Source organism: Clostridioides sp. ZZV14-6345, assembly GCF_020657775.1.
In the GTDB taxonomy this organism is placed as follows: domain Bacteria; phylum Bacillota; class Clostridia; order Peptostreptococcales; family Peptostreptococcaceae; genus Clostridioides; species Clostridioides difficile_D.
The window spans coordinates 1-289 of the sequence record NZ_JAGWCX010000249.1 but is presented as its reverse complement, the minus strand read 5'-3'; the positions used below and the strand labels follow the sequence as shown (position 1 = coordinate 289).

The following is a 289-nucleotide window of genomic DNA, read 5'->3' as shown; positions in this document are numbered from 1 at the left end:
AATAACTTTAGTTGGAAGATTAGTTGCAGATGCAGAATTGAAGTACCTTCCAAATTCGGGTACTCCAAAAATAACCTTTTCAATGGCAGTAGATAGAAGGTTTAAAGATAAAAATGGAAATAAAATAACTGATTTTATTCAATGTGAACAATTAGGAAAACATGTAGAGAATCTAGTGCAATATCTTGTTAAAGGTAAGCCTGTCTATGCTGTTGGAGAGTTAAATATATATAATTACAAAGATGAAAATGGTTGCTGGAAATCTATTACTAAGGTTAATGTAAATGCT

The 289-nt window shown here is 30.1% G+C and carries 1 protein-coding gene; it reads left to right on the top strand.

What is annotated here, in order from left to right; genetic code table 11:
* Window position 1 precedes the first annotated feature (1 nt).
* On the top strand, window positions 2-289 hold a 288-nt coding region (locus tag KGF39_RS19660), incomplete at its 3' end, for a single-stranded DNA-binding protein (RefSeq protein WP_227823600.1).